General features: G+C 42.6%; 13 protein-coding genes. 6 read left to right on the top strand and 7 right to left on the bottom strand.

Translation table 11 applies throughout. The features are described 5' to 3' along the window. Positions 1-71 precede the first annotated feature (71 nt). The gene (locus tag CDC33_RS23490; protein WP_109010966.1) at positions 72-4,067 is read left to right on the top strand and encodes an nSTAND1 domain-containing NTPase; all 3,996 of its coding nucleotides are present in this window, start codon (positions 72-74) and stop codon (positions 4,065-4,067) included. A 251-nt stretch (positions 4,068-4,318) separates the two neighbouring features. Next, positions 4,319-8,914 (top strand): nSTAND1 domain-containing NTPase, encoded by a 4,596-nt coding sequence (locus CDC33_RS23485; protein ID WP_109010965.1) that lies wholly within the window; start codon positions 4,319-4,321, stop codon positions 8,912-8,914. 269 nt (positions 8,915-9,183) lie between these two features. Here CDC33_RS23485 and CDC33_RS23480 read toward each other — a convergent pair whose 3' ends face one another. Together CDC33_RS23480 and psaK are read right to left on the bottom strand one after the other, a co-directional pair. Beyond that, complete coding sequence (locus tag CDC33_RS23480; protein ID WP_109010964.1) at positions 9,184-10,383, bottom strand: site-2 protease family protein; 1,200 nt, start codon at positions 10,381-10,383, stop codon at positions 9,184-9,186. 309 nt (positions 10,384-10,692) lie between these two features. Then, the gene (gene psaK, locus CDC33_RS23475) at positions 10,693-10,947 is read right to left on the bottom strand and encodes a photosystem I reaction center subunit PsaK (RefSeq protein ID WP_109010963.1); all 255 of its coding nucleotides are present in this window, start codon (positions 10,945-10,947) and stop codon (positions 10,693-10,695) included. Between the two features lie 108 nt (positions 10,948-11,055). Between psaK and CDC33_RS23470 the strand changes: the two genes are divergently transcribed. Further along, complete coding sequence (locus tag CDC33_RS23470) at positions 11,056-11,694, top strand: phosphoribosylanthranilate isomerase (RefSeq protein WP_109010962.1); 639 nt, start codon at positions 11,056-11,058, stop codon at positions 11,692-11,694. 102 nt (positions 11,695-11,796) lie between these two features. Here the strand turns inward: CDC33_RS23470 and folE are convergent, their stop codons facing one another. The 5 genes from folE to CDC33_RS23445 all read right to left on the bottom strand — a co-directional run bounded on the left by folE (position 11,797) and on the right by CDC33_RS23445 (position 16,675). Next, positions 11,797-12,504 (bottom strand): GTP cyclohydrolase I FolE, encoded by a 708-nt coding sequence (gene folE, locus CDC33_RS23465; protein ID WP_109010961.1) that lies wholly within the window; start codon positions 12,502-12,504, stop codon positions 11,797-11,799. 107 nt (positions 12,505-12,611) lie between these two features. Further along, complete coding sequence (locus CDC33_RS23460; RefSeq protein ID WP_109010960.1) at positions 12,612-13,337, bottom strand: SDR family oxidoreductase; 726 nt, start codon at positions 13,335-13,337, stop codon at positions 12,612-12,614. A gap of 358 nt (positions 13,338-13,695) precedes the next feature. Next, positions 13,696-14,676: an acetyl-CoA carboxylase carboxyltransferase subunit alpha gene (locus tag CDC33_RS23455; protein ID WP_109010959.1), complete on the bottom strand. Its 981-nt coding sequence runs from the start codon at positions 14,674-14,676 to the stop codon at positions 13,696-13,698. A 116-nt stretch (positions 14,677-14,792) separates the two neighbouring features. Continuing rightward, positions 14,793-15,812 (bottom strand): long-chain acyl-[acyl-carrier-protein] reductase, encoded by a 1,020-nt coding sequence (locus tag CDC33_RS23450; RefSeq protein ID WP_109010958.1) that lies wholly within the window; start codon positions 15,810-15,812, stop codon positions 14,793-14,795. Between the two features lie 164 nt (positions 15,813-15,976). Then, the gene (locus tag CDC33_RS23445) at positions 15,977-16,675 is read right to left on the bottom strand and encodes an aldehyde oxygenase (deformylating) (protein ID WP_109010957.1); all 699 of its coding nucleotides are present in this window, start codon (positions 16,673-16,675) and stop codon (positions 15,977-15,979) included. 177 nt (positions 16,676-16,852) lie between these two features. On the opposite strand from CDC33_RS23445, the gene CDC33_RS23440 reads away from it, so the two are divergent. From CDC33_RS23440 to CDC33_RS23430, 3 genes are all read left to right on the top strand, one after another. Then, entirely contained in the window at positions 16,853-17,680 is an 828-nt protein-coding gene (locus tag CDC33_RS23440) for a carbohydrate ABC transporter permease (RefSeq protein WP_109010956.1), read from the top strand. Positions 17,681-17,880: 200 nt separating this feature from the next. Continuing rightward, positions 17,881-17,997: an element excision factor XisH family protein gene (locus CDC33_RS23435; protein WP_244919329.1), complete on the top strand. Its 117-nt coding sequence runs from the start codon at positions 17,881-17,883 to the stop codon at positions 17,995-17,997. Positions 17,998-18,494: 497 nt separating this feature from the next. Further along, the gene (locus tag CDC33_RS23430; protein ID WP_109010955.1) at positions 18,495-18,797 is read left to right on the top strand and encodes a hypothetical protein; all 303 of its coding nucleotides are present in this window, start codon (positions 18,495-18,497) and stop codon (positions 18,795-18,797) included. Positions 18,798-19,303: the final 506 nt, after the last annotated feature.

Genomic DNA, 19,303 nt, shown 5'->3' with positions numbered 1-19,303 from the left:
GGTGATGCTTTGTCTGTGCGTGAGATTTTCATAAGTATTCAACTGGAATTGATATTAGATGAGGTCTACTAATGTCTAAGCATAAGTTCAACCGGAATTTTGCGATTATTATCGGTATAAATGACTATATAAATGGTATTAGAGAGTTAGAAACAGCAGTTCCTGATGCTCACAAACTTGCTCAAATTATCCAAAAGCAACATCAGAATCTCAAACAGCAATATCAAGCACAAAATAAATATGAAGTCCAGTTGCTATTGAATAAACGTGTTACCTTTAGCAAACTCAAACAACTGATTGAAGACTTCAAACAAGGACAAATACCTTTTGACAACGAAAAAGTGGCAATTACCGAGAGCGATCGCGTCCTCTTCTATTTTGCTGGACATGGTATCGCCTTAGAGGCTCTAGAAAATCAAGAGGGGCCAGTAGGTTATTTGATTCCCCAAGATGCCACATTAGGAGATAGTAGTACCTACTTGCCGATGCAGGAGTTACATGATGCCCTGAATGCACTCCCTTGTCGGCATCTGTTAGCAATTTTAGATTGCTGTTTTGCAGGCGCTTTTCGTTGGGCAAGTCTCAAGCGAGAGATTCTGCCCAAAGTCACAGTCTATAAAGAACGCTACGATCGCTTTATCAGTGATGCAGCATGGCAAGTAATTACTTCTGCTGCTGATGACCAAAAAGCCCTGGATTCCCTTGGACAGCGCGGAAAAGTACAGGATGGAAACGAGGTTAACTCTCCCTTTGCCAAAGCTCTTTTTGATGCGCTACGTGGGGATACAGAAGAAAGTGCCGACCTGAATAAAGATGGTATCATCACAGCAACCGAACTTTACTCATATCTCAGGGATCAAGTAGAAATTCTCACAGAAAATCATTACAAAAGACAAACTCCAGGTTTGTGTCCCTTGAGAAAACATGATAAAGGGGAATTCATCTTCTTGTTACCTAATTTTGACCGAGATAAATTAGAAGATGCTCCACCACTAATTCCAGAAAATAATCCTTATCGAGGATTGGAATCTTATGACGAAAAAGATAGCAACTTGTTTTTTGGTAGAGAAAATCTCATCAAACAACTTTATCAGCATGTCGTTTCCAAACAGCAAGCTTTGACAGTAGTACTGGGTGCTTCTGGAACAGGAAAATCTAGCTTAATGAAAGCTGGTTTGTTACCGCGCTTGCGTCATTCCCAAGAGCATCAATTTCAGATTTTACAAGTTATGCGACCAGGGGAAACTCCTTTGGAAGCACTAGCACAAGTGTGTTCATCAATTGCAACTGGAATCACTGCTGAAGAGCTAGCAAAAGATGAATACGCCTTAGCAACTATTGTTGAAAACAGGTGTAAGGCTGATCCCAAAACTCAATTATTACTGCCAATTGACCAGTTTGAAGAGTTGATAACCTTATGTAAGAGTGACGAGGAACGAGAGCAATTTCTGAGACTGATCAAAAATGCGGTCGCCAAATTTTCCAAATATATCGATGTAATTGCCACCCTGCGACTCGATTTTGAAGCCCAGTTTCAAAATTCTGTACTCAAAGACTTTTGGAATGATGCTCGGTTTGTTGTACCACCAATGACTCAGGATGAGTTGCGAGAAGCAATTGAGAAACCTGCATCAGAGAAAGTTGTGTACTTCGAGCCTCCCAGCTTGGTGGATGAATTAATTAACGAAGTCGTACAAATGCCAGGTGCTTTACCCTTGCTTTCCTTCACCCTCAGTCAATTGTACCTGAAATATTTGGAGGAGCGAAGGGACAACCGCGCCTTAAAAAAGGAAGATTACGAAAAGTTGGGAAGAGTAGTTGGTTCTTTGACCAAACGCGCTAATCAAGAATACGAGCGGCTAGTTGCAGAAGACATTGCTTATAAAAATACAGTGCGTCGGGTAATGTTGCGGATGATTTCATTGGAGGGTGGGGAGTTAGCACGGCGACAGGTTCCCAAGTCTGAACTGGTGTATCCTGAGCAAGAAGAAAGCGATCGCGTGCAAACAGTCATCAAACGTTTTTCTGAAGCTCGTTTAATCATTGAAGGCTCCAATCCTCAAGGTGAACCTTATGTAGAACCAGCCCATGATGCTTTGGTGCAGGGGTGGGATAAGTTACTAACGTGGAAAAAAGAAGAAGAGGAAAATTTAATTTTGCAGCGGCGGCTAACACCTGCGGCTGAAGAATGGAACAATATCAAAGAGCAGGAAAAGCAACCTAATTCTTTAGTGAAAACATGGGAAAAAGCAGAATCTTTGGCAATTGGAAAAATACAGACTTGGCGACGTAATTGGCAGCGCAGAAAGCAAGAAGAAACTAATATTTCTAGAGGTTCAAGTGTAAAATCAATCGCTTATCTTTGGGATGATGACCCTCGGATCGATCAGTTAAATCAAGTCCTTGATGCCGATGATCGAACAAATAGAGTCCAAAGGCTACACAATGCGGAAGAAGACCATCAATCTCAATATCTAAAAGCAGTTGCCTTTAGTCCTGACGGAAAATACATTGCTGCTGTTAAAAGTACTGAGATTATGCTTTGGGACATCAATGGTAACAAACTTAATTTTCAACAACAGGAAATACCCTCTGATGGTATACAAAATATAAGTTTCTGCTCAGTTGTATTTAGCCACGATAGCAAAAGCATCTATACAGGAGAATGTCAAGGAGACGGCAATTTTCCGATGCCTTCATATAAAGTAGAGGTCTGGCGTACTGAAGAGAAGAATAAATCTCTAATTCAAGAAGAACCAGAACAAAACTTTATATCTCAACAGGGTCAACAATTTTTGTCTCTTGCTGCGTCTGCTGATGGAATGATTGCTAGTGGTAGCACAGACGGCACTATACATCTGTCCCATTCACCAGCAGAAGTTTCACCCATTCTTCGAGGACATACAGATTGGGTCAACTCTATTGCTTTTAGTCCCAAGCAGAAACAACTTGTTAGTGCCAGCAACGATGGCACGATTCGTCTTTGGGATTTAAGCGATTACTTTAGTAGTGCCAAAGTTAAATATGAGGTGGATTACATTTGGGATAATGTCCATGCTGTAGCTTTTAACCCAAATAATAATGAATTTGCTATTGCTCGTAAGAATTCTGTAATGGTATTCAACAAAGAAGGTAATCATGTCGAGCATACCTTTGACCATCTAGAGACGGTCAATTCTATTGCTTATAGCCCCGATGGTAAGACCATTGTCAGTGGCGCTGATGACAAAACTTTACGTTTGTGGGACTTGGAAGGTAACAAACCGCCAATAGTTTTCCAAGGACATGAGGATAAAGTTACTTCTGTTGCTTTCAGTCCAGATGGTAAGAAGATTGTCAGTGGCAGCAAAGATAACACATTGCGTTTATGGAACTTGCAAGGCAATCAACAGCAAGTTTTTCAAGGGCATCAGGAGAATACTGACGAATTTGGAAATAAGGGAGGCGTTAACTCTGTTGCTTTTAGCCCAGATGGTAAAACCATTGTCAGTGGCGCTGATGACAAAACTTTACGTCTGTGGGACTTGGAAGGTAACAAACCGCCGATAGTTTTCCGAGGACATGAGGATAAAGTTACTTCTGTTGCTTTCAGTCCAGATAGTAAGAAGATTGTCAGTGGCAGTGCTGATAAAACCCTGCGTTTTTGGGATTTGAAGGGCAGACTTGTAAGTCCCCAAGTTATTAAGGGACATACTGAGGTTATAAGGTCTGTAGCATTTAGCCCCGATGGAAAAATGATTATTAGTGCTGGTGCAGATAATATGTTGAAATTTTGGAACTTGGATGGTTCACCAGCATTTGTACCCTTCGAGGACTCAGAGGCTACGGGTAGATATCTAAGCGCATTTGCTATTAGCCCTGATAGTAAGACAATCCTGAGTAGCATGGGGGGTACTCAATATTTTTCAAGCAGTTTGCGTATGATACAGAATAAGGATAATTGGGAAAAATGGCTTGAATTAGCATGTAACCGTTTGCATAATCATCCTGTGCTGCTAAACCCTCAAACTGATGCAGAGAAAGGAGCTAAGGCTACCTGTGAGGCAAATGTCTGGAATCGAAAATGAGCTGTTTGTCACTGTTTGTAGCAGAGCAACTTTTTTTTAGATGAAGACAGCACTGCTAAGTTGTTGCTAATTAGCTGATTCGATGAACTGCTCGAAAAGCTTTAATCTGAGGGGGTGACTATTTGTAAAACAACCCTAATCAAAGCGATCGCTATCTCTGTGACAATGTACTATCAACCCCTGCAAATCCCAACAAGTAAGTTCAGGTAAAAGTGATATATGCATTTATTGATATTAGAAGAGGTGCATTAATGTCTAAACATCAATTCAACCGTAATTTTGCGATTATTATTGGTATAAATGACTATGTAAATGGTATTAGAGAGTTAGAAACAGCAGTTCCTGATGCTCACAAACTTGCTCAAATTATCCAAAAGCAACATCAGAATCTCAAACAGCAATATCAAGCACAAAATAAATATGAAGTCCAGTTGCTATTGAATAAACGTGTTACCTTTAGCAAACTCAAACAACTGATTGAAGACTTCAAACAAGGACAAATACCTTTTGACAACGAAAAAGTGGCAATTACCGAGAGCGATCGCGTCCTCTTCTATTTTGCTGGACATGGTATCGCCTTAGAGGCTTTAGAAAATCAAGAGGGGCCAGTAGGTTATTTGATTCCCCAAGATGCCACATTAGGAGATAGTAGTACCTACTTGCCGATGCAGGAGTTACATGATGCCCTGAATGCACTCCCTTGTCGGCATCTGTTAGCAATTTTAGATTGCTGTTTTGCAGGCGCTTTTCGTTGGGCAAGTCTCAAGCGAGAGATTCTGCCCAAAGTCACAGTCTATAAAGAACGCTACGATCGCTTTATCAGCGATGCAGCTTGGCAAGTAATTACTTCCGCAGCAGACGATCAAAAAGCTTTGGATTCTTTGGGTATGCGGGGGGAAGTAAAAGAAGGTAACGAGGTTCACTCTCCCTTTGCGAAAGCTCTTTTTGATGCCCTACGCGGAACTGACAAAAAAGCTGACTCGAATGATGATGGCATCGTTACGGCAACTGAACTGTACTCATATTTGCGAGATCAGGTTGAAGTTGTCACAGAAAAGAATTACAAGCGGCAAACTCCAAGTCTGTGTCCCTTGAGAAAACATGACAAAGGGGAATTTATCTTCCTACTACCTAATTTTGACCGAGATAAATTGGAGGATGCACCACCACTTAATTTAGAAAATAATCCTTATCGAGGATTGCAATCTTATGACGAAAAAGACAGTAAGTTGTTTTTTGGTAGAGAAAACTTAATCAAACAGCTTTATCAGCAAGTCGTTGACAATAAACAAACGTTGACAGTGGTACTAGGCGCTTCTGGAACAGGTAAATCCAGCTTAATGAAAGCCGGGTTATTACCGTGTCTGCGTGATTCCCAGGAGCATAAGTTTCAGATTTTAGATCCCATGCGTCCAGGGGAAAGTCCATTGCAGGCTTTAGCACAGGCGTGGGGAGCAATTGCAACTACAATTACTGTTGCAGAATTAGCAAAATCCGAGCAAGCTTTAGCAAACATCATTGAACGTTGGAGCCAGACTAATCCTCAGATTAAGCTATTGCTAGCAGTCGATCAGTTTGAAGAGTTGATAACTCTGTGTAAGAGTGACGAACAACGAGAGCAATTTCAGAAATTGATCGAGAATGCGATCGCTAAATATCCCGACAAAATCCATGTAGTTATCACCTTGCGACTCGACTTTGAGGGTCAGTTTCAAAACTCCATACTCAAAGACTTTTGGAATGATGATACCCGATTTGTCGTCCCACCAATGACCCAAGATGAATTTCGGGAAGCAATTGAGAAACCAGCGTCTGAAAAAGTGGTATATTTCGACCCTCCCAGCTTGGTGGATGAACTGATCAACGAAGTCGTACAAATGCCAGGTGCTTTACCCTTGCTTTCTTTTACCCTCAGCGAATTGTACCTGAAATATTTAAAGGAACGAAGGGACAACCGCGCCTTAAAAAAGGAAGATTACGAGGAGTTGGGAAGAGTTGTTGGTTCTTTGACCAAACGTGCTAACCAAGAATACGATCAACTAGTTGCAAAAGATCCCGCTTATGAAAAGACAGTGCGGCGGGTAATGCTGCGGATGATTTCATTGCAGGGTGGTGAGTTAGCAAGGCGACAGGTTCCCAAGTCTGAACTAATTTACTCTGACAAGAAAGAAAGCGATCGCGTGCAAACAGTCATCAAACGTTTTTCTGAAGCCCGTTTAATTGTTGAAGGTTCTAATTCTCAAGGTAAACCCTATGTAGAGCCAGCCCATGATGCTTTAGTACAGGGATGGGATAAATTACTCAAGTGGAAAAAAGAAGAGGAAGAAGACATAATTTTACAACGGCGGCTGACACCGGCTGCCGAAGAGTGGAAAAGTGTCGCTAGCAAGGAACAGCCATCAGGTTTGCAAGCCAAAGCTGAAACTGTAATTGATCGGTTAGATCGCTGCTTTTACGTTGTTGAAAACTTATCTAGCAAATTTAGTAAAAAAATCATAACTTGGCTTTTTCAAGGATTGCAGCAAAGACAGCATCAACAAGAGGGTTTAAGAGAGAAACCTATACAGTTTCTTTGGAATAGTAATCCTTATCTTGATGTATTGAATTGGCAACTCCAGTCTCATGACAATTGGTTTAATAAGTTAGAAACAGAATTTGTCCAACAAAGTGTTTTACAGAAACGCCGGAACATTAGTTGGCAATGGCGGATTGCGATCGCAATCATTCTTAGTTTAAGCGGGTTAACTCTTTGGGCGCTGTTTAGTCAAAGAAGTGCAAAGATTGGTGAAACCAGTGCTTCTAGAGAAACGGCAGAAGCAAAGCTACCGCAGCAAGGGTTAGATGCGTTAGTTTATAGCTTACGAGCAGGAAGGTCACTGCAATACCCACTGTTGCAATTATTTAGTCCAGGTGAACAGCTACAAAATCAAGTGACAGGAACGCTGCAAGAAGCAGTTTATTCAGTCCGAGAACGCATTCGCATGGAAGAGGCTAAAGGCACAGTTAGAAGCTTTCTTAGTCCAGATAATCGGCTTCTGGCTAGTGCTGGAAATGACGACACTATCCGCCTGTGGGATTTAAAAGGTCATCTTGTAAAAAAATGGTCAGCAGAGCAAGGCTTGGTCACTAATCTTACTTTTAATCCAGATGGCCAACTAATAGCTACTGCCGGTCGCAATGATACCGTCCGCCTGTGGAACTTACAAGGTCATCTTGTAAAAGAATTGTCAGCAGATCAAAGCTTTGTCAAAAGTATCAGTTTTAGCTCAAATGGTCAGCTTTTAGCTACCGGAGGAGCAAACGATACTGTCCGCTTGTGGGACTTACAAGGCAATCCTATTGGGCAACCCTTTACAAGAAAACTTGTACCTCAACAACAAGAAGAAAAGCTGGTTTGGGGCGTAGCGTTCAGCCCGAACGATCAAATCATCGCTAGCGCTGGCGATGACGGTCTTATTAGCTTGTGGAACTTGCAGGGTCAGCTGTTGAGAGAATGGCAAGGGAATCAAAAGGATATCAGCAGCATCAAATTTAGCCCGGATGGTCAGCGACTAGCAACAGCAGGAGAAGATAAGACTGTTCGCCTGTGGGATTTGCAAGGTCAGCCATTGGCAGAGCCATTTACAGGGCATCAAGGGAGGATATGGGATGTGGTATTCAGCCATGATGGTCAGCAACTAGCTAGCGCTGCTGGAGATGGGACAATGCGTGTGTGGGACTTAAAAGGCAAGCAGTTAGATGAATTTCAAGGGCATCAAGGGCCAGTCAGAAGCGTCAGTATCAGCAAAGATGACAAGCTAATAGTTAGTGCTGGCGATGATGGGACTATACGTGTGTGGAACTTAAAAGACGAACAGGTACAATTCAGACAGCATCAATACCCAGTCCGCAGCGTCAGTTTTAGTCGTGATGGTAAAGAAATAGCCAGCGCCGGAGATGATGGTACTGTCCGCTTGTGGAACTTGCAAGCCCAACAGTTAGGACAGCCATTTCAAGGTCATCGAGGCAAAGTCCTCAGCGTCAGTTTTAGTCCTGATGGTCAGCAAATAGCCAGCGCCGGAGAAGATGGTACTGTCCGCTTGTGGAACTTGCAAACTCAAAAGTTAGTACAATTTCAAATTTATCAAGGCAAAGTCCGTAGTATCAGTTTTAGTCCAGACGGTAAGCAAATAGCCAGTGCTGGAGATGATGGTACTGTCCGCTTGTGGAACTTGCAAGGACAATCAAATCCTCAAGCGTTTTTAGGTCATCGAGGCAAAGTCAACAGCGTCAGTTTTAGTCCAGATGGGCGGCACATAGTCAGCGCCGGAGATGATGCGACTGTACGGTTGTGGAACTTACAAGGTCAACAGTTGGGGTCATTCCAAGGTCATCTAGGCCCTGTTTATGCTACAGCATTCAGTCTTGATGGTAAGCAAATAGCCAGCGCCGGAGATGATGGCACTATCCGCTTATGGAACTTGCAAGGTGAACCAATTAAGCAGCCATTCCAGGTATCTGGCATCAAACTAAAAGCAGTGGCGTTTAGCCCCGATGGCAAGATGATTGCCGTTAGCGGAGACAAAGGTACAGTACAGTTGTGGAATTTACAAGGTGAAAAGTTTGCAGCTTGGATAGGGCATCGAAACTTTGAAGTTGAGAGTGTTAGTTTTAGCCCCGATGGCAAGTTACTAGCTACCGCAGGCGATGATGGGATCGCTGGACTGTGGCACATTCAATCATTCGATGATCTGATACAAGGGGCTTGCGATCGCCTTAGTGACTATTTGCAGAATAACCCTAATGTGGAGAGCGATCGCCATCTCTGTAATAATTTACCATCAACCCCTGCAAATTCAGACAAGTAATACCAATTCGCTTTTTCGCCCATTCGCAATTAAAAAACCTAGATGGAGTAAGACTTTGGTGATTGATATCTGTTGCCTCATTTTGGAGAATTGGTGTAAGGTAAAAGCGATATCTACGACAAGCTACGCCAACACTACATTTTTATAAATAAAAAAGGTAGGATTTCCTACCTTTTACCCAAAAAAAGCATTTTGTAACCAAATACCAAATTCAATATCACACAAGCTTTTGACAAATCTATTGCAAAACTATGACGAGGGTATGACGGTTAATTTGTTGTAATAGACTTCGCTATTGCTCCCAGTTGCAACCCAGGCGAATAGCTACCTTCTTCTTTGATCCGCTTAATTTCAGCGTCTGTGAGCCGCAAATTTAACTTTTGTGCCAATGCTTTCACAATATCTCCCCGGTCAATTACACCAGCGACAGCACCAGCCGGAGACAGGACAGTAATTCGAGGTAACTGCTCATTTTCTAGCTTGTTAATTACCTCAGCTATCGTTGTTGCTTCAGCAACAGTGGGTATTTCTGTCAAGGGATGCACAATGCTGTGTAAGGTTTGGGTTTCCCATTCACTCCTTTGGGTTAAACGAAAATCGTCAATGGAAACTAAACCCCGGTAACGTCCATCAGAAGCAGCAAAATAAATCTGTGAGGGATTGGTTTCTAACAGGTATGAATCGGCAAACGATCGCAATGTCTGATCAGCATCGACAACCCGAAAGTCACGAGTCATCGCATCAGCCGCCACGACTTTGAGTAGGCTTTCTTGCAATGTCGTTACGTTGTCATAGCTGTTAGCGTTGCGGACAGCAAACCAACCTAACAGCGCAATCCATAAACCAAGGACTAATTCTCTAGTCACAAAATCTACAACAAACCCTAATGCGATCGCGCTGTAACCCAAAATTTGCCCAGCCCTTGCAGCCCAGTGTACGGCTTGAAAACGATTACCTGTTATTTGCCATAGTGCTGCTTTTAACACTTGCCCTCCATCTAGAGGTAAGCCGGGAATCAGGTTAAATAGCGCCACTACCAAGTTAATTCTCGCCAAATCTCCGATCATTACACTGAGGGGACTAGTATCGTGTATCACAATAGCTCCCACCCGAAGTAGTAAAAATAGTCCGATACTCACCAAAGGCCCAGCGATCGCTACTTGAAAGGCTTTGAAAGGAGTTTTAGATTCTTCTTCAATAGCAGCAATCCCGCCAAACAGAAATAGGGTGATTGAATTAACTTTAATGCCTTGCGATCGGGCTACTAAGCTGTGACCCAATTCATGTAGCAACACCGAACCAAATAGCAACAGTGCCATAACTATTCCAGCACTCCAAGCTATAACAGGCCCCCATTCCTGATAAGCTACCCCAAAGTTAAGAGTCGCCAACCCTAAAATCACAAACCATAACGGGTCTAAAAACAGGGGAATTCCAAATAAAGACCCAATTTTCCAATTTGTTTGCATTACATTGTCCTAAAACTAGATATTGCCAGTAGTTCCTATACTGTAATTGTTGCGTATATACTTATACATATATTTCTGAGCATCAATTCGATAGTGCCGAGTTACGAAATGCTCTTATTTCTAGAATAGACAATTAATGCCTGTGAGCAAAGCTCTGAAGCGGGGCATTGGGAAGAGGTAGAGGGGCAAGGAGCAGGGAGCAGAGGTGAAATAGATAATTATTTTTATTCTTCCCCTACTTCCCTTGCTCCCTTTTAAGAGTTTTGTATTGATCGTGGCGTTACAAGCAACGCTGCAATCATCACAAAACTATAGACGACCAATGTTAGTCAGTCCTAAAACGATGCCAACGCCAACAATATGACCAAAAGCCATCGCTGCAACGAATGTTGGAATACTAATTGGCAGGATGGGGAACTTAGGGCCAACTAGGGGTTTTTCGATCCTAGTACTTAGTAAAACCATTACTAAGCTGCTGATGCTGATGATGATACCGACTGTAGGATTCCACGCAGGTGTTGCGGGAACAGTTGCCTGGGCTGCTAGTAAAATAGATGAAATCAAGCTTTTGTCTCCTAAAATGTAGACCTACAAAATTATAAAATTACCAAGGCACAAAAGTTTTTCGGATAATTTAGACTTTCTTGATTATTGTAAATTTATTAAATATTCATGCGCGTTAAAATTTGCGGCATCACTCAACCACAGCAGTCTCTAGCGATCGCCTCTCTGGGCGCAACGGCACTAGGATTTATTTGTGTGCCAACCTCACCTCGTTACGTGACTACATCCCAAATTCGGGCAGCAGTAGCAGAACTCCCGGCTAATATTGACACAATTGGTGTTTTTGCCAACGCTAGTATCCCCGAAATCAGTCAGATAGTTGTTGATTCTGGGTTGACTGGTGTCCAGTTACACGGAGATGAATTACCAGATTTCTGCTACCAATTACGTCAAGCTTTACCCAATGTCGAAATTATTAGGGCGCTGAGAGTTCGGAGTCTTGAGCATCTTGACACAGTAGCTGATTACACAAATTACGTAGATACTTTACTACTTGATGCCTACCATCCTGAACAACTTGGTGGTACAGGCAAAACCTTAGATTGGACAATGCTAGAGCAATTTAACCCCAATTGCCCTTGGTTTTTAGCTGGGGGACTAACAGCAGATAATATTATCGAAGCCCTGAGTCAGGTTAATCCTAGCGGGGTTGATTTATCTAGTGGTGTAGAACGCGCACCTGGAGATAAAGATTTAGATAAAGTAGCCGAGTTGTTTGAAAAATTGGGGAGTAGGGAGTGGGGATGAGGGGGAGCAGGGGAGGCAGGGGAAGAATAAAAAGGTATCTATTGCCACTCTACCTCTTCCCAATGCCCCATTCCCCATTCCCCACTCCCCACTCCCCATTCTCTAAAAGAACGCTGCTTGATGGCGAATCAAATTAAAAAATTCTTCGCGGGTTTTGTGCTCCTCTTGGAATGCACCAACCATTGCACTAGTGACAGTCCAAGAGCCTGGTTTCTGGACACCGCGCATCACCATACACATGTGGCTAGCTTCCATCACAACAGCTACCCCTTGAGGTTCCAGAATGGTCTGGATTGCTTCGGCAATTTGGCGGGTTAACCTCTCCTGGACTTGCAAGCGACGAGAATACATTTCAACAATGCGGGCCAGCTTACTTAGTCCTACAACTTTTTGGTTGGGGATATAAGCAACATGTGCTCTACCCATAAATGGCAGCATGTGGTGTTCGCACAGACTAAAGAAATTAATATCCCTAACTAGTACCATCTCGTTATGCCCTTCATCAAAGATGGCATCGTTAACGAGTTCTTCAAGGGATTGGGTGTAGCCACTGGTAAGAAATCGCATTGCCTCGGCCACTCGCTTGGGTGTTTTGAGGAGTCCTTCGCGTTCGGGGTCTTCGCCAACTCCCAATATTAGTGTCCGCACGGCGTCTTTCATTTCCTCCAGATGTTCCTCTTTTGGCGGTGACACATCCGCTTGTCGCCCATTGTGGGTGTTGCGATCGGGTCTAGGAGTTATGGCTTCTGCTAAATCAGGAATCACAGGCGATTGAGGGAAGTTGGAACCGTTGGAACTAGCGATAGTCATGATTTAAGTCTTGGTTATGGTTTAGTCATTGGTCAGTAGAGACGCGATTAATCGCGTCTCTACAATGGTCATTAGTCATTTGCAAAGGACAAAGGACGAAGGACTAATTAAAGTGCGCCAGCGCTAGGCATCAGGGTCAATTCATCAATAACTGCCTCTTGTGGTAAAAGAACTGTGTAGAGAATTGATTGAGCGACAATTTCTGGGGTTAACATTTTGGAACGGTCTAAGTTGACATGGACTGTTTCTGTATCCCACAGTTCGGTATTGACTGCGCCGGGACAGATAGCAGTAACACGAATGCCGTGGGTACGTTCTTCTTGTGCCAGGGTTTGAGAGAGGGCTATCAAACCCGCTTTGCTGACGCTATATGCTCCCCAACCGGGAAACGGCTGCTTGGCGGCAATTGAGGCGACGTTGATAATTGTGCCTGTGCCCCGATCGCGCATTGAAGGCAAAATCCCTACAATGCACTGAAACACGCTGGTAAGATTTAAGTCAATTACCTGCTGCCAGTCCTCTAGGAGGGTTTCGGTTAAGCTGCCTGTATAGGCAAGACCCGCATTGTTTATCAGAATGTCTATATCGCCAAAGTCAAGGGCGATCGCTTGGATCTTTTCTTTTACTTCCAAGATCCGCGCTAAATCTACAGCGTAAGCTTTCGCTTCCACCCCAGTATGCTCTACAGCTTCTCTTACCGCCTCTAATTTCTCCGAAGAACGGCTGACTAAGGCGACATCTATTCCCGCTTTTGCAAAAGCTAATGCCGTTGCTTTCCCAATTCCACTACTTGCCCCAGTAATCAGGGCGCGTCGTTTTTGCTCAACACTCATTCATGGTGTCTCCCAATTTTTTGGCAGTTCCCAAACTCTGTTACCACCCAATTATTTACACTTCTCGGTTTAAATAGATTAAAGGAATCTAAAAATCTGATTATTTCCATTAAGCAACTGCTATAATCCAGTGCAATAGTAGGTATATTGTGGGTTTTACCAGTGAAGACAACAAATCGTCGCCTGGAAAACCACGCCGTATACTCAAATTAGATTACTTGATAATACAAAAGCTACTCAATCAAATTGAGTAGATTTAGCAAACATGCAAATGCCTATGGCTAGATTGTTAAAAATCTTTAAGCACATAGGCAATTATAGCATTTCTGCTCTGTTAATCAATTATTATGTAGGGTTGTTAGTGGGCAACTTCTGTAAAAACGCCAATTTTGCGGAATTTTTCATAGCGCAGTTGACGGCGTTCTGGAGCGGTTAAACGATTGAGTTCGTCCAAATTTTCCAACAGCACTTGCTTGAGAATGGTAGCGGCTTTTAAAGGATCGGAATGAGCGCCGCCAGTGGGTTCAGGCAGTATTTGGTCGATAATTCCTAACTTTTTCAGGTCGTGGGAAATAATTTTTAGAGCAACAGCAGCTTGGGGGGCCTTAGCAGCATCTTTCCACAGAATGGCGGCGCAGGCTTCGGGAGTGGCGACAGTATAAACTGAGTGTTCAAACATGAGTAGGCGATCGCCTACACCAATACCAAGTGCGCCACCGGAACCGCCTTCACCAATAACTGTGCAGATAATTGGTACATCTAAGCAAAACATTTCTCGCAAGTTGTAGGCGATCGCTTCGCCTTGACCTTGGTGTTCTGCTTCTACTCCAGACCAAGCTCCTGGTGTGTCGATAAAAGTTAGTATTGGCATACTAAACTTGTTGGCGTGTTCCATTAACCGCATTGCTTTGCGGTAGCCGCCAGGGTAAGGCATTCCAAAGTTACGGGCAATATTGTCTTTGGTATCACGACCTTTTTGATGACCCAACATCACCACAGGTTGCCCACACAGACGACCGACACCACCAACTAAAGCCGGATCGTCACCACCACAGCGATCGCCATGCAATTCCATCCATTCATCACTAATAGCCTGAATGTAATCGAGAGTACTGGGGCGACGCGGATGACGAGCGACTTGCAGTCGCTGAGACGGGGATAGACTACTGAAAATTTCCTCACGCAGTTGCATGGCGCGTGCTTCTAGTTGACGAATTTGACCAGAAACATCGACGCCATTTTCCTCTGCAAGTTGCCGAATTTGATCGATTCGGGTTGCTAGTTCTGCTAGGGGCTTTTCAAAATCTAACAGTAGCGGTTTACGCTCGGTAGTTGCCATCGTAGGGGTTATCAATTACAAGTTATAAGTTATCTCTATCCTTTGTCCTTTGTCCTTTGTCCAAAGTCCAATTGCAAATAATAAATGACTAATGACCAAGGACAAATGACTAATGACTAAACCAGCAGTGGTCTAAATCCATGTTTTACTGATACCCGACCAATCTGCTCCATTTTTTCTACGGTAATCTGATTCCGTCCCCATGAAAAGTTCGTGTATAACTTCTCAAATTCCAGCAGCATTGATTCGGCAAAACAAGCAAACAACTGGCGGGCTGGCACGTCCATATTGACGATTTTCATAATTTTCCAGTCAATATCCAGGGAATGCTCTACAATTCCACCATTTAACACATGTACACCAGGATACTGAATTTTTGTTGCTAAGTTTTTTGGATAACCACCATCAATCAACAAACAGGGTTGTTTCAAAGTGGTGGGTTCAATTTCTACGCCTTTGGGCATACTGGCAACCCAAACTACAACATCAGCTAGGGGTAATGCTTCTGTTAAACCCATGATTTTTCCCCGTCCCAGTTCGCCTTGTAACTCTTTGAGACGTTCTTGATCGCGAGCTATCAGCAGAAGTTCTTGAACGTCTGTTTTTGCATCTAACCAGCGTGTAACTGCACTGCCAATATCTCCAGTTGCTCCACATATAGCAACAGTTGCTTTTGATAAATCAATTCCCAGTTGTTTGGAGGCTTCTTCCACCTGCTTACAAATAATGTAAGCAGTATGAGTGTTTCCTGTGGTGAACCGTTCAAACTCTAGTTTAATGTTGCGGACTTGGCTAAACTGCTCTAACTTAAAGTTTTCAAAAATAATTGAGGAAAATCCGCCTAAAGCTGTGATATTAATGCCGTGCTTCTGTGCATGGGCCATGGCGTTAAGGATTTTGCGCGTTGCAGCTTTGATGCGGCGACTAGCTAGCATCTCTGGCAAAAAGCAAGATTCTACATACCGTCCTTCAATTTGTTGCCCAGTTACACTGGTGACAATAATGCTATCAACAATTTGCGGTGGGGCGCTACACCAAAAGTCTAGCCCTTGATCGGCATATTCTGGGTATCCCAATTCTTGGGCTACCGATTGAGCGTGTTCCAAACTAGTCAGATGTCCAATTAGACCAAACATGTAGTGATTATTAGGCTTATGCTGTCTCGAAACGGTTGAATATGTGGTTTAGCAGTGGTGAGTGCTGAGACAATATTTTAAGTAGAAAAGAAAGAATAAGTTTTAGATAATTTATTCACTCTTCCCTCTTCACTCATAACTCAGCACTCATAACTCAGCACTCTTTAAGCGGCTATGAGTCCGTAGGCTGACAAGCGCATAATATCGCGGGTCGTAAAACCGATGTTACTTAATGCTTCACCATACTGAATCATAAAGTCTTCTACTAAAGCATCTTTTTCCATTGCCATTGTGTGGGCATCACCCTCTACTTGGTTGAGCATTTTCCAGACTATGGGTAGGTTTTGGCGATTTGCAAGTTCAAGTTCAGCTTTAGATTCTGTAAAATGTTCTTTCAACCAAACTTCTCCAAAGTTGAGGTGGCTATATTCTTCTTTTACTACTCCCTCAGTGATTTTGCGGGCGAAAGCATCAGCGACGGGGATGTAGATGTTATATGCTGCGATCGCAAAACATTCAATAATCAAAGACTGAATCAACAAGCAAGTAACAACCTTTCCGGATGCCGCGGCTGTTTGGAAATTTTGGTGTAGTCCAGAGAAAAATTCTTTAGCAAATTGCAAATCTGGGGTTACTTGCAAATTGCGCCCACAAGCTTCAAATCCTTTCTTGTGACGACTTTCCATCTTGGATAGGCGAATCAATTCATCATGAGATTCTGGCAGCAGTTGGGCTAGTGTGATGTAATTCTCATGGGCTTCTTGTTCCCCTTCAATCACGATCGCATTAATCCGGCTATAAGCATCTTTGTATGTTTCGCTCTTGAAATCTAATTCTTTAGATTGGTCTGTAAGCTGCTGCATGGTATCTTTACTCCTGTAAACCTGATTATTTGACACCAGGATTCAATTTACCCCATGAACTGAGGGTAATAATCACTGTGGTTTAATTTAACTTAACAAGTAACTATGTTTATAGATTAACTGTTGCTGGGTGAGATGCTCTAGTACTAGCGAAACAAATGCTTTGCAGCTCAAGTTATGTTTAAACCAAACCCGAATCTAAAATCTGGTGATTTTTTGAGCCTAGTAGTGTTGCTGCTAGGGGCATTTATCGTTCTACTACCTCTGTTTGTGGTCTTTCTCACCTCCTTTGCACCGACGGCCACCAGCCCAGAAAATTTGTCCAAAAATAGCTGGTCTTTAGCTAATTACCGGGTTGCATGGCAACAGGGAAAATTTTTACTGGCGTTTGCTAATTCTACCCTGGTAGCGATCGCTGTGACGGCGTTTCAGATTGTCACTTCTGCTTTAGCGGGTTACGCCCTAGCACGGCTGAAGTTTCGGGGACGCCAAGCACTGCTTTTGGTCGTTTTAGCAACTTTGGTGATTCCCTTTCAGTTATTGGTGATTCCCATCTTTTTGGTTTTGAAGTGGGGACACCTGATAAATACATACTGGGCGATGATTTTACCTACTGCTGTGAACGGGTTTGGAATTTTCTTGTTACGTCAGTATTTCCAGACAATTCCCGTGGAGTTAGAAGAAGCCGCAGCCATAGATGGGGCGAACCGACTGCAAATTTTGTGGCGGGTGATGTTACCTTTAGCCCGTCCAGCGTTGGTGACGCTGTTTTTGTTCACCTTCATCGGTGAATGGAATGATTTGTTTAAGCCTTTGGTGTTTACGACACGACCAGAATTAAGGACGGTGCAATTGGCGTTGGCTGAGTTTCAAGAACAATTTACGAATAATTGGCCGTTGATGATGGCGGCGGTGACAATAGCGACTGTTCCAGTGATGGTATTATTTCTCATCGGTCAGCGTCAGTTTATTCAAGGTATTGCTGCAACGGGAATTAAGAATTAGTATCGCTAATTTTGCAATGACCTTTATTGATACAAGCGATCGCTATTTTGTATTGTAGTATTGTATTGTTTTGTAGTTAGACGGATAATCTAAGCAAACTCTAGATTGAAATCTTTTACTGACCAAAGACACCACTCTAAAGTATTGAGCAGTATTAAAAGCAACGCAAAAGTTGGTTAGTATAACTGCGCTGTAAAACTATGGCTCGTGATTTATTCCACAATATTGTGAGGTCTGCACTAGAGAAAGAGGATTGGGTAGTGACAAATGATCCGCTCAATATTCGGTGTGGTGGGGTTGATATTCAGATTGATTGATCGCACCTTCTACTAAACTCAGGTATCAGTGCGTTGGCGTAGCCCGTCGTAGACATCGCTGATTCCATCATCCTCAACACCCACATAAAAAACATATTTGATTTTCTAACGACATGAGAAAGATGAAAGGGTTAATGGTAAGTCTTTAACCTGTGGGCTTATCCAAAGCGTAAGCAGAGTGTGAAAGTTGAGGAGGTATCAATTACTCAATCCTTTTGAGCTATTAACGGTCAGTAGCCAGATTCATGAATATTTTAAGGAAATCCCCCAGCATAAATATATGAAGTTTTGTTACAAAATGCGTAATTATAACTAGGCAAGTTGAAGTCATAATTATCGGAGTTCGCCAGAGCTTTAGAAAACTAATGCTTTCCTGCTACTCTAGACTCCGTATTTTTGATTTTTTGTTGCCAAACTGTACTTATAGAAGTCGGGTTAATTTAGTACATTACAAGAGAAGTTCACACATTTACCGAGCTGCAAGGAGAGCAAAATTTATGGATTCTAAAACATTACAGTCAACACCTATAGATGCTGAAATATTACAGAAGTTAAAAGACGAAATTAAGCAGGAATTGTTTAATATCCTCAATAACTCTAACTTAAGTAAGATAATCGAAAAATACGGTATATCGGCACAAGATATTCTTAAACTTGAGTATACACTCAACGTAAATCAACTCCGATCTAATGAATTTGGTGTAGATGAGCAAACCCAGACTTTAAATAAATCGTGTATGGTATTGCGTAAGCCTTGCCCTATAGACAACAATCCTGATGGTTGCTGGATGGACTGCTAAATGATCGATCAGGGGTAATGCATTAATCTCTACTTATTGACAAATATTGAGAGGATGTTTGAAAAGTCTGGTAAGGTATAATTTTGCACTGATAATTGGGCTTAACTGCAATGAGAAATCAAGGTTTTAGCCCTAGATTCAGATGCCTAGATGTACTAATTATCATCTCAAATGACCCTTTTCAAACAACTTCTTAGGCATAGAAGTTTTGTGATCGCAACCTGTCAGATCCTTCCCTTCGGGACGCTGCGCGTAGCTTGCTTCCCCGAAGGGGTACGTGGAAGTCAAAAGTCACCCATTCAAAAATTTTGAACCCCATAAATAAATTTAGTTGCTCTGTAGCTTTTTATTTCTGGTCAGGTTGAGTGTTTACAAAAAATGGATAAAGTTGAACTAAGAGGATATTTAAAAAGCCCTTAGTGATGTATCAAAATACTTTTATATTCTCCTAAATTCACGCCACTTGCAATAAGAGTGGCTTGCCGCACAACCTAGTGACCGCCTTA

Origin of the sequence: Nostoc commune NIES-4072 (assembly GCF_003113895.1) — a bacterium.
Lineage (GTDB): Bacteria > Cyanobacteriota > Cyanobacteriia > Cyanobacteriales > Nostocaceae > Nostoc > Nostoc commune.
Note: the sequence above shows the minus strand (reverse complement) of the source record. Positions and strands in the feature narration are given on the sequence as shown.

Coding starts and splice junctions, on each gene's coding strand:
- CDC33_RS23490 (WP_109010966.1), top strand. CDS start 72: ATGTCTAAGCATAAGTTCAACCGGAATTTTGCGATTATTATCGGTATA.
- CDC33_RS23485 (WP_109010965.1), top strand. CDS start 4,319: ATGTCTAAACATCAATTCAACCGTAATTTTGCGATTATTATTGGTATA.
- CDC33_RS23480 (WP_109010964.1), bottom strand. CDS start 10,383: ATGCAAACAAATTGGAAAATTGGGTCTTTATTTGGAATTCCCCTGTTT.
- CDC33_RS23470 (WP_109010962.1), top strand. CDS start 11,056: ATGCGCGTTAAAATTTGCGGCATCACTCAACCACAGCAGTCTCTAGCG.
- folE (WP_109010961.1), bottom strand. CDS start 12,504: ATGACTATCGCTAGTTCCAACGGTTCCAACTTCCCTCAATCGCCTGTG.
- CDC33_RS23460 (WP_109010960.1), bottom strand. CDS start 13,337: ATGAGTGTTGAGCAAAAACGACGCGCCCTGATTACTGGGGCAAGTAGT.
- CDC33_RS23455 (WP_109010959.1), bottom strand. CDS start 14,676: ATGGCAACTACCGAGCGTAAACCGCTACTGTTAGATTTTGAAAAGCCC.
- CDC33_RS23450 (WP_109010958.1), bottom strand. CDS start 15,812: ATGTTTGGTCTAATTGGACATCTGACTAGTTTGGAACACGCTCAATCG.
- CDC33_RS23445 (WP_109010957.1), bottom strand. CDS start 16,675: ATGCAGCAGCTTACAGACCAATCTAAAGAATTAGATTTCAAGAGCGAA.
- CDC33_RS23440 (WP_109010956.1), top strand. CDS start 16,853: ATGTTTAAACCAAACCCGAATCTAAAATCTGGTGATTTTTTGAGCCTA.
- CDC33_RS23435 (WP_244919329.1), top strand. CDS start 17,881: ATGGCTCGTGATTTATTCCACAATATTGTGAGGTCTGCACTAGAGAAA.
- CDC33_RS23430 (WP_109010955.1), top strand. CDS start 18,495: ATGGATTCTAAAACATTACAGTCAACACCTATAGATGCTGAAATATTA.